The sequence below is a fragment of the Methylobacterium sp. E-005 genome (genome assembly GCF_022829725.1).
Classification (GTDB): Bacteria; Pseudomonadota; Alphaproteobacteria; order Rhizobiales; family Beijerinckiaceae; genus Methylobacterium.
Genome location: NZ_JAKSYG010000094.1, coordinates 1 through 8369, shown reverse-complemented (window position 1 = coordinate 8369; position 8369 = coordinate 1). Strand labels below are relative to the sequence as shown.

Sequence of the window (8369 nt, the reverse complement as noted above, 5' to 3'; positions counted from 1 at the left end):
TAATCGCGCTTCTGAGGCTTGCGAATGGGCCTGCCGCTAGGGTGCTTGCCCTTCATATCGCGCTCTCCTCAGTGGATTTGGATTTGATAGCGGCTTCACGATCACGAAGCTCAGATTGAGCACGGAGACGGTCTGCGTGGGCGGATCCGCGTGACGGGTCGTCATCGCGGTCAGAGAGCGTCAGCAGCAGTGCGTCCATCTTCCGGCTGCTCGCCTCGCGCTCGGCGTCCGACAGTTCTTCCTCGGGCTCGGCGTCTAGAATGCGCTGCAGGCGGATCGCCTGACCCTTAGCCACCACGAGGATGCCATCAGCGATGGCCTTCAGGCGGTACGGCTTCGGTGCGAACTCCAAGACCGAAGGATCGCTGACCGACACCTGTCCGCGGTGCCATCGATAAATGGCCTCACGCAGCGTCCAGGCGGGCAGATCCTCGACCGCGTCCATGTAAGCTTCGGCCTTGATGTCGACCGTCTTCGGGTCCAGCCGTGCCGGGGCGAACTCTTGGATCAGTTCGCCGAGCAGCGTGATCGTGTCCTCGGTCGGTCCAGGCTGGGCAGCAGCGTGCAACTCAGTGATGCGCTGCGCTATAGCGGCCCGCTGGGCTCCAGTGGGCATCTTCGATTTCGGGATCGTCGGGACGCGAGCGGTGATCTGCCGGGTCGTCCTGTCCATTACCGTTCTGCCGGCTCCTAGGTCGGAGACCGCGCCGAGCTGCGAGGCCAGCCATTCCGGTAACAACAGCATCGTAGCTGGTTCCGCCACGTTGACCGCGGGAAGGAGCCGGCTGCGGGAAGAGGTCGTGAGATCCTGTGCCACTGTTCGCCTCCCGTGCGGGGTGCTGGTCGGTCCACTTCTGGCGCTTAATGAAGCGCTCCAGTGATGGGCGGTATTGCGGCTCTACGGCTGCCGCCTGCCGGTCTACGCCACCGATGAATTCGGTCCACGAGGTCTTGTCTGCGCGGTAAAGTCCGTCGAGCGCTGCCATGCTCGGCTGCTTGTCGACTTTCTTGCCGTAGCGATCCCAAGCCTGTTCCCGATAATCGTTCGGCCAAACATGCTTTCGAACAAGAGGATGCGGAGCATCCTTCTTCTCTTCTCTTATCTCCTCTCCTCTGCTTCGCAGCAACGGAGCAATTGCTTCGTCCTTATCGTTATTGTTCAATGACTTAGCGCCGGTCGCTCGAACGTCGGTCGGCAGTCGCTCGACAGTCGCTCGGGGGTCGCTCGACAGTCGCTCGGCAGTCGCTCGGGGTGCGCTCCCCCCTCGCTCACCCGCAATCCGGCGAACCGAGGACACTCGCTCGCGTGCAGCAAGCTCCTCTGTGACCCGGTGATTGATCAGCCGACCGTCTGTCGTGACACCGATCTTGCCCGCGGCGATGAGCTGGCTGACCAGCGTCGTGGCCTTCGTGTTGCCGCAGCGGAAGATGCTCTGCAGAAACCGTGTGGAGTTCGGCACCGGGCCGCCCACGTCGTACATCGCGTGGCAGAGGCGCAGGTACGCGCCCTCTTGCTCCAGCGTCAGATCAACCGTGCCGACGTTCCAGGCGCGGAAGTCCATTTTGTAGAACTCGCCCTTCATGACAGCCATTCCTCAGGCGTCTTGGCGCCTTTGCTGCGGTTACAGGGCTTGCAGGCGACGCAGAGATTGCTGGGGTCGTTCTCACCGCCACGGCTGTACGGAACGACGTGGTCGATCTCGAAAGGCCCGGCCAGATCACCGCAGTAGGCGCAGACGAGGCCGTCCCGCTCGACCACCATGCTTTTGATGGCGGCCCAGCCGGCAGGGAGATCGCGCTGCAACTTCCCGAAATACTCGCGCTGAGCAGCCGGCGTCTGCTGACGGGCAAGCTCGGCATGCGTCTCAGGAACGTCAAAGCGATCAGCGCCAAGGGCGACTACGTGCCCCTCGGATCCGAGACTGATCAGCGCCGCAGTTACCTGCTTGGTCGACAGCCCAGTGCGTCGATGAAGCGAGCGCACGGTCTCCGTGACCGGGCCGCTCTTCTCCATGACCCGGAGCATCAGCACCGTGTAGACGAGCGCATCGCTCGGAGACATCAGCGAGAGCGTCACGCTGAGCTTGAGCGGATTACACCGAAACCAAGGAGGCTTCTCACTCATAGCGGTCTACGCCTCCTTGAAAGAGACGGGGGCCGTAGTGATCGAAGATGCATTGCGCAGCATCTCATCGGACTCGCGAGCGCGCTCCGTGATCACGTCGCAGATGTCGCCGATCTCCGATGCGGGCTTGCGGAGACCCACAGCCCAAAGAGTGTCGGCGACTTCGGATAATCCAGTGACGCCCGCCAGAATGTCGTCCAGCACGTCTTGGAGACAGTCCACCTGGAGACCTGTCAGAACGGTCTTGGCATCGTGCTTCATGCGGCATCTCCGAAGAGGTCAAAGGCAGCGGGACTGTCGCTTGGCTTGGCGAGAGGAGACGGGCAGAGGCGTCGTGCGCTCTCAGCCTCGGAAGAAGACCGGCAGGAGGCGTCCGCGCAGCTCCAGACACCTTCCTCACTCAGACTGACGCCATAGCCGTAGCAAGCGCTCTGTCCGCATTGAGAGCACCAGCGCTCTAGAGACTGGCGGGCTGTGTGCTCTTGATACCAGCCTGCGCTAGACAGACGATCGGTGCGAAGGAACAGGCCAGCAGGCCCCGGCTGAGTGTGATCAGCTTCCATCGCCATCACTCCGCAGCCATCATGACAGGGTCTGCGAACAGATGCGCTTGGGCCAACACGGAGCCGAACGACCTAAGCCGCTGCGACGCTCTCGGATTAATCCAAAGCACCTCGGTCCGCGGCCGAGCACCATCGGCGAGCGACTTCCGCTCAACACGATCCCAGCCCTTCAGTGCGGCATCATAGGAAGGCGCCGGATATCCTGAGAGCACGACCAAGCCACGGAGGTCCTGCAGCACTTCCAGAAGCTCAGCGTGACCGGCATTGCTCAGTTCATGAGCGTAGCACCCACCTTTGGCTCGACCGCCGCCGCGGTTTTTCAGAGATCGCGTTTCAAACAGATATGGCGGATCGACGTAGTGAAGCGTCTCAGCATGGTCGTGCTGGCGCAGAACCTGGATTGCCGGGCGATGCTCAATGACGACGCCGCGCAGCCTCTCGACTACTGCTAGGAGGCAGTCAGGCAGATTGGCCCAATCCTGCGCCGGAGTGGTACCGTTACGAAAGGCGTTGGCGCGGAAGCCGGTCGTGACCTTGCGATTTGCGCCGTCCGAACCGAAGCCCATGAACGAGCGGATCACGAGGCGGCGCGCTTCCTCTACAGGGTCAGTGGAGACCTCGTAGGCCTGCTCGAACTCGATCCGGGCGAATGGCGTAGTGCGCAGCGCAGACAGCAGCTCGGGCGCGCGCTCCGAGCGTAGTACCTGGAAGAGGCCGACCACGTCGTCGTCAAGGTCGTTGTAGACCTCGGCGTAGGACCTCGGCTTGCGCAGCAGAACACTGGCAGCGCCACCGAAAACCTCGGTATAGAGGCGATGCGGAGGGAAGTGCTGCACGATCCAAGGGGCGAGCAGCCACTTACCACCATGCCAGCGGAGCACCGGGCGCGTCGGCACGCTCATGCCTCCCTCCGCACGATGAGGCTGTCGGAAGAGGGAAGACGCCAGTCAGAGACGGCTTTGCGAGCGTCCTCGACAGAGCGGATGATGCGGACGGCAAAGCCCGCATCCATAAGGCTGCTGTGCAGGTCGCGCTGCTCGTCGCTGGTCCGGCCGCCCGGCGCCTTGATCTCCATGAACCACACGGAAGGGCCGTCAGGGCCGGGGCCGAGGATCTGAAGGTCAGGCCAGCCAGCCGTCGCGCCGAGAGCCTTCTCCTTGCCGCCCTGCGTCTTGCTGCGAGGCTTGTTCGCGACATGGGTCACGATCCAGCCGTGGGGCAGCGTCAGGCGCAGGTAGCGCAAAACGACTTTCTGCACCGGACCCTCGACATCGCGTCGAATGCCTCTCGCTGCGTCGGCGCGCTGGCGTTGAAGCGCGATCGTGGCGGTCTCGACCATATCGGCTCCGTTCAGAACGGTGTGGGAGGAACAAGGAGCGGAGCGCCCTGCAAGTACGCGCGCTCTACAAAAGCCGCATACCGATGCGCCCGCTTGTGACAGCGAGCCCGTGCTTCTCGCTGTGTCAGGGTCACCTGAATACGCAGCCGTGCTTTCCCAAGATGCTGTCGGACCGAATATTCAGAGCAGCCGACGCTCCGGGCGATGTGTGAGTTGCCAAACCCCCGTTCAGCGAGGTCTTGCATCTTGCGCACGTCGTGATTGGTGATCTCGCCGCGGGCGTTCGGCATCAGTCAGTTTCCCGGAGCCAGGCGCCGAAGCCGCTCAGCGACAGCCCGAGCCCGGTCAGCCTCCTGCCGATCGCCACGCGCACCGAGAGCGGTAAGGCGTTCCGCAAGCGCTTCCAGGTCTCGTGCGACCGTTGAAATGTCATCTGCTGTCTCCTTGCGGCGGCGAGCGGAGCGAACAGCTTCGACACTCGCGGCAGACGGGTTGAGGGCTTCGCGGTAGTAGAAAGACTTGGCCTTTCGGAAGCTGATCCCTGCCGCACGGGCAGCACGACCAATCAGCGTCTTTTCGCTATCGCCGAGCATCTTCGGTCCGGCGAGCCAGACGATCTCGGCGCGCATCTCGTCAGCGAGCGCAGACATTTTCGCCTCGTTGGACAGCTTTTCCAGCACGGTGGAACACCCCTGTGGTCGAAGAGACTTCGACACAGGAGGAGCCGCGATGGCTGATCTCGACGGGAAAGGGGCTACGCGACGCGACTACAGGCACAGCGCGCCGTCCTGGCAGGACTACCTTGACGCGCTGAGTATCGAAGGGCGCCGCTATAGGCCGGCAAGCCTCAGCAAAACCCTGGAAGATCGTGAGGCAGCGGGCGGCAACCCGCGGCAGCACGCGAATGACAAGCGGACCAACGGGGGCGAGCGATGACGCAATCAGGCGCATGGCCGCCGTCCCGGTCCGATAACGACCTTGGGCCAGTCAGCATCCCAGAGGACGCGGGCCTGCCGATGCGGGTCGCCGGACATATCCAGCCCGAGAACAGCGATGACGGCGGCTACTCGCCGTTCTCCGTACAAAACAGTCGTGTGATCTCGTCCCCCGAGCCGCGCACCGACTTGATTGAGGGACAGCCCACTGTGCTTGGCGGCCAGCCAACAGGTGATGTGGCGGGCGCGAGCGACATCGAACTTGCGCTGAACCGAGCGCAATTGAGCCTTCGTGATACCGGTGGCCGCAGCAACGACGCGGGTCACGTCGGCGACGCTCATCACATCGGCATGAACTTGTGCCAGTGTGACGATCGGTTGATGCTCAACAATGACCGGCGCACCCCAAATCGACTTGACCGGCTTCGGTTCAACGGGCGGCAGGATCGCTGGCGCGAGCGCATTGCTATTCGTAAGGCTGCCCGAAAACAGGCGCGCCTTCACCTCAAGCGCATGCCGCCGCATTTCGGCGACGGAAGCATATTCCCTGACGGGGATAGGAGCACCGGTGGCCATTCAAACCTCCCGCAAGTTGTCGCGGACAGCGATGCAGAGCCCGATGAAGTCGGTGAGCTGAGCGCGGTTGAGCTGGATGCTCCGGTCGTACCGGCGGTCGAACCGCAGGTTCAGCTTGGCGAAGGTGTCGTACCGGATCGGGTGGATGGTGAGGGCCTTGTGGACCTCGCCTTCCGTGACCTCGATGGCGGGGAGTGATGCGAGGGCGGCCATCACTCGGCGGCCTCACGCGTAGCGCGCGGCGCGCACACGAGGGCGACGTAGTGCTCGGCGAGTTCGTCCCGAGCGTCGTCAGCCTCGGCGGCCTCCGGCTTCATCCGCAACTTGCGCAGGCGCTTAGCAGCCGTCTTCACGGCGCCGATGTGCTGCGCAATGACCTCTTTCCGCTCGCCAGTCATACCCTCGCGAGCATCGGCCAGCAGATCGCGCTTCGACGCCTGAAGCGTCTCAATCTGGCTGTCCAGTTCGTCCAGCGCTTCAATGAGATTGCGGGCTTGCCCGTCACTGAGAACGGCCATCAGACGCGAACCTCATGCGAGACAGATCGCGCATTTATTTTCCGTCGTCCGCGCTTGCTCGACAATTCTGGCATATGTGCTTTTGCCCAGACGTACATAGCCTGACTGTGAAGCGACTTACCTTCATGCTCAGCCATCTTGGCGGATACGTCGGCCCAGCTAAAACCCTCCTCTCTCCAGGTCCTAATCAAAGAATTTCGGTGAGAAAAATCAGCAAAACGGCCATGCTTGGATTTGACCGATATGAGTCGGCGAAGGGTATTCATTTCGCCTCGGGTGATGTTGTACTTTTCGCATCCGGAAGAGATGCTGCCGCCAGCCTCAACATGCTCATTGAGCAACATGACTGCGTGTTCGCGACGGCATTCCTCAGAAAGGCGAGCATCCCGTCGCAACTTTTTCACAGCATTGATTGCAAGCCCCAGCTCTTCGCTGATGGCTTTATCGGAGAGGCCCTCTCGCACCATATCAAGCACGTAAGCGTAGAGACGCCTCTTAAAGTCGTATCCCGTCTCTGGGACCACGCCGGCTCGACGGATGATCTGTCGAATGCGCTCTCGGCTAACACCAAATTCGCGAGCAACGTCGCTCATGGATCGACCGCTGCTAACGGCCGCGATTGCTGCGGAATGATCAAACCTAGTCATCACGCGCGCTCAGCAGCGGCTGACACATCCTCTGCCGGCATCTGGCGGTCTTCGTCCCAGATGGGGGCAGTCGCGCAGAGCGTGGCGAAAAGCCCAAAAGCGGATAGGATAGCAAAGCCGACGATGATCATGCTGTGGCCCTCTGCGGTTCGGCCGCACGCATCGGCGCGTCGACCATGTTCCAGAGATGCGCGGGCGCTCGGCTGTCGACCTTCTGAAGCAGATCAGTCAGCACAAGGTACGTGTTGGCCGGGAAGGCACCGCCGGTCCGCCAGTTCGAAATCACCGTCATCTTGCGCCCGAGGGCCTTCGCCAACTCAGCGGTTCCGCCGAGAGCGTCGATGACTTGACCGCTGGTGGTGAACGTCCGCATGGACACCCATATATCCAAGAACTTTGGACACTACAAGGCCCAAAAGGCTTCGATGGGCCGTTCCGTTATCCCCAGCCAGAATGCCGGCATGGGGAAAACTCCTTCAGAACCGCTGTACCCAGAGACGGGTCGGCGTCTCCGACTCCTGCGCCTTGCCATCCACGAGATGGACAACCAGCGCGCGTTTGCGGAATTGCATGGCTTTTCGCATAGCCAATGGAACAACTATGAGTTGGGAGTAAGCCGACCGAAGCCGGACGACGCTTTGCGGATCAAGCAGAAATTTGGCGTCACAACCGATTGGATCTACGACGGCAGCGAAGCTATGATGCCGAACTGGCTACTGGAGAAGATGGCTCAGATTGAGCGCGGCCCAGCGACGGCACCCAAGCGCACCCGACGCGCTATGGCTTAACCGGAGCCCCATCCTTCGCAACGAGCCGGAGCGGACCGCCCGTCGACTTCGCATTCAAGGCCGGTCGAGTCGGTCGTACGAAATCTTCTATCAATTCATAGGCGTACCCAAGCACCTTTACGGCGGCGTTGGGATCGTCCGGCAGCATCGAAGCAAGCTGAAGCGCTTGCCGCTTGAGCTGACGTTCCAGCGCTTGCTCTTTATCCGTCACAGCAGCGACCTCACCGGAATGTTCATGTTCCGTTCTAGGCACAACCTGCTTTAGAACCCTGTTGACGGCAATACGCCGTAGGCGCGCAACGTCCACTTTTTTTGGATATAGCGCTTGCGTATCCAAGAGATTTGGATAAGGTAGAGACATCAGCCGCCACGGAGCGCCGCCGATGTCCAGCTACTTCGCCGCCATTGACCTCTACCTCGCCACCGCGCCGCTGCCGGTAGCCGTCACCTTCATCACTCTCGGCATGCTCACGATCGGTCTTGGGCCGTTCGTCCCGGTCTGGATTGCTGAGCACGTCGCTGCTGCTCGGCGTGGGGAGGCGTGAATGCGCGCCTTCAACGACATCGCACCCTACAGCGTCGGGCAGGCCGGTCTTGGCTATGCGGTATTCCTGACCGGCCAAATCATTGAGTCCGGCTTCGATTGCCGGGCCGCTGCAGTCTACCACGCGCACGATCTCCTCGACGCTCAGGAAGAAGCAGACGAGGCCGAGGCCGAAGAGACCCGGCGCATTGAGGCTGAGATGCGGGCTGATGAGGCTGCGCTTCTCGCTGAGATCGGGGAGGCGGCGTGATGGGCACCGCTCTCGTTAGTGTCCTAGGCTATAGTCTCGCAGTCGCGATGTTCGTCACCGGCATCAGTATGTTCACCGGAGCAT

The 8369-nt window shown here is 61.8% G+C and carries 16 protein-coding genes; 4 read left to right on the top strand and 12 right to left on the bottom strand.

Annotated features, from left to right (window positions below):
* Positions 1–52: 52 nt before the first annotated feature.
* The 7 genes from MKK88_RS11025 to MKK88_RS10995 all read right to left on the bottom strand — a co-directional run bounded on the left by MKK88_RS11025 (position 53) and on the right by MKK88_RS10995 (position 4707).
* Positions 53–568, bottom strand: a complete 516-nt coding sequence (locus tag MKK88_RS11025) for a hypothetical protein (protein WP_243999593.1) — start codon at positions 566–568, stop codon at positions 53–55.
* 1 nt (position 569) lies between these two features.
* Positions 570–1583, bottom strand: a complete 1014-nt coding sequence (locus tag MKK88_RS11020) for a DUF1376 domain-containing protein (RefSeq protein WP_243999591.1) — start codon at positions 1581–1583, stop codon at positions 570–572.
* Positions 1580–2125 (bottom strand): HNH endonuclease, encoded by a 546-nt coding sequence (locus MKK88_RS11015; protein ID WP_243999589.1) that lies wholly within the window; start codon positions 2123–2125, stop codon positions 1580–1582. Before MKK88_RS11015 ends, MKK88_RS11020 begins: the two co-directional genes overlap by 4 nt.
* Positions 2126–2131: 6 nt before the next feature.
* Entirely contained in the window at positions 2132–2386 is a 255-nt protein-coding gene (locus tag MKK88_RS11010; protein WP_243999587.1) for a hypothetical protein, read from the bottom strand.
* Between the two features lie 307 nt (positions 2387–2693).
* Positions 2694–3590: a DNA adenine methylase gene (locus MKK88_RS11005; RefSeq protein ID WP_243999585.1), complete on the bottom strand. Its 897-nt coding sequence runs from the start codon at positions 3588–3590 to the stop codon at positions 2694–2696.
* The gene (locus tag MKK88_RS11000) at positions 3587–4027 is read right to left on the bottom strand and encodes a VRR-NUC domain-containing protein (protein ID WP_243999583.1); all 441 of its coding nucleotides are present in this window, start codon (positions 4025–4027) and stop codon (positions 3587–3589) included. Before MKK88_RS11000 ends, MKK88_RS11005 begins: the two co-directional genes overlap by 4 nt.
* 293 nt (positions 4028–4320) lie before the next feature.
* Entirely contained in the window at positions 4321–4707 is a 387-nt protein-coding gene (locus MKK88_RS10995) for a hypothetical protein (protein WP_243999581.1), read from the bottom strand.
* 49 nt (positions 4708–4756) lie between these two features.
* Between MKK88_RS10995 and MKK88_RS10990 the strand changes: the two genes are divergently transcribed.
* On the top strand, positions 4757–4963 hold the full coding sequence (locus MKK88_RS10990) for a hypothetical protein (protein WP_243999579.1): 207 nt from the start codon (positions 4757–4759) through the stop codon (positions 4961–4963).
* Between the two features lie 5 nt (positions 4964–4968).
* On the opposite strand, the gene MKK88_RS10985 is transcribed toward MKK88_RS10990, so the two are convergent.
* From MKK88_RS10985 to MKK88_RS10965, 5 genes are all read right to left on the bottom strand, one after another.
* On the bottom strand, positions 4969–5538 hold the full coding sequence (locus MKK88_RS10985) for a helix-turn-helix domain-containing protein (protein WP_243999577.1): 570 nt from the start codon (positions 5536–5538) through the stop codon (positions 4969–4971).
* Positions 5539–5751 (bottom strand): hypothetical protein, encoded by a 213-nt coding sequence (locus MKK88_RS10980; protein WP_243999575.1) that lies wholly within the window; start codon positions 5749–5751, stop codon positions 5539–5541.
* Complete coding sequence (locus MKK88_RS10975) at positions 5751–6056, bottom strand: hypothetical protein (protein ID WP_243999573.1); 306 nt, start codon at positions 6054–6056, stop codon at positions 5751–5753. The genes MKK88_RS10980 and MKK88_RS10975 overlap by 1 nt, the downstream gene beginning before the upstream one ends.
* Positions 6056–6649, bottom strand: coding sequence for a hypothetical protein (locus MKK88_RS10970; RefSeq protein WP_243999572.1), 594 nt, complete (start codon positions 6647–6649; stop codon positions 6056–6058). Before MKK88_RS10970 ends, MKK88_RS10975 begins: the two co-directional genes overlap by 1 nt.
* A 181-nt stretch (positions 6650–6830) precedes the next feature.
* On the bottom strand, positions 6831–7076 hold the full coding sequence (locus MKK88_RS10965) for a helix-turn-helix domain-containing protein (protein ID WP_243999570.1): 246 nt from the start codon (positions 7074–7076) through the stop codon (positions 6831–6833).
* Here MKK88_RS10965 and MKK88_RS10960 point away from each other — a divergent pair.
* The 3 genes from MKK88_RS10960 to MKK88_RS10950 all read left to right on the top strand — a co-directional run bounded on the left by MKK88_RS10960 (position 7075) and on the right by MKK88_RS10950 (position 8285).
* Complete coding sequence (locus tag MKK88_RS10960; protein WP_243999569.1) at positions 7075–7491, top strand: helix-turn-helix transcriptional regulator; 417 nt, start codon at positions 7075–7077, stop codon at positions 7489–7491. The genes MKK88_RS10965 and MKK88_RS10960 overlap by 2 nt on opposite strands.
* Positions 7492–7874: 383 nt before the next feature.
* Positions 7875–8036 (top strand): hypothetical protein, encoded by a 162-nt coding sequence (locus MKK88_RS10955; RefSeq protein ID WP_243999567.1) that lies wholly within the window; start codon positions 7875–7877, stop codon positions 8034–8036.
* Positions 8037–8285: a hypothetical protein gene (locus MKK88_RS10950; RefSeq protein WP_243999565.1), complete on the top strand. Its 249-nt coding sequence runs from the start codon at positions 8037–8039 to the stop codon at positions 8283–8285.
* Positions 8286–8369 lie beyond the last annotated feature (84 nt).

Bases quoted from the DNA above. Each gene is read 5' to 3' on its own strand.
- MKK88_RS11020 (WP_243999591.1), bottom strand. From the start codon at position 1,583: ATGAAGGGCGAGTTCTACAAAATGGACTTCCGCGCCTGGAACGTCGGC.
- MKK88_RS11015 (WP_243999589.1), bottom strand. From the start codon at position 2,125: ATGAGTGAGAAGCCTCCTTGGTTTCGGTGTAATCCGCTCAAGCTCAGC.
- MKK88_RS11010 (WP_243999587.1), bottom strand. From the start codon at position 2,386: ATGAAGCACGATGCCAAGACCGTTCTGACAGGTCTCCAGGTGGACTGT.
- MKK88_RS11005 (WP_243999585.1), bottom strand. From the start codon at position 3,590: ATGAGCGTGCCGACGCGCCCGGTGCTCCGCTGGCATGGTGGTAAGTGG.
- MKK88_RS11000 (WP_243999583.1), bottom strand. From the start codon at position 4,027: ATGGTCGAGACCGCCACGATCGCGCTTCAACGCCAGCGCGCCGACGCA.
- MKK88_RS10990 (WP_243999579.1), top strand. From the start codon at position 4,757: ATGGCTGATCTCGACGGGAAAGGGGCTACGCGACGCGACTACAGGCAC.
- MKK88_RS10985 (WP_243999577.1), bottom strand. From the start codon at position 5,538: ATGGCCACCGGTGCTCCTATCCCCGTCAGGGAATATGCTTCCGTCGCC.
- MKK88_RS10980 (WP_243999575.1), bottom strand. From the start codon at position 5,751: ATGGCCGCCCTCGCATCACTCCCCGCCATCGAGGTCACGGAAGGCGAG.
- MKK88_RS10975 (WP_243999573.1), bottom strand. From the start codon at position 6,056: ATGGCCGTTCTCAGTGACGGGCAAGCCCGCAATCTCATTGAAGCGCTG.
- MKK88_RS10970 (WP_243999572.1), bottom strand. From the start codon at position 6,649: ATGAGCGACGTTGCTCGCGAATTTGGTGTTAGCCGAGAGCGCATTCGA.
- MKK88_RS10960 (WP_243999569.1), top strand. From the start codon at position 7,075: ATGGACACCCATATATCCAAGAACTTTGGACACTACAAGGCCCAAAAG.
- MKK88_RS10965 (WP_243999570.1), bottom strand. From the start codon at position 7,076: ATGCGGACGTTCACCACCAGCGGTCAAGTCATCGACGCTCTCGGCGGA.
- MKK88_RS10955 (WP_243999567.1), top strand. From the start codon at position 7,875: ATGTCCAGCTACTTCGCCGCCATTGACCTCTACCTCGCCACCGCGCCG.
- MKK88_RS10950 (WP_243999565.1), top strand. From the start codon at position 8,037: ATGCGCGCCTTCAACGACATCGCACCCTACAGCGTCGGGCAGGCCGGT.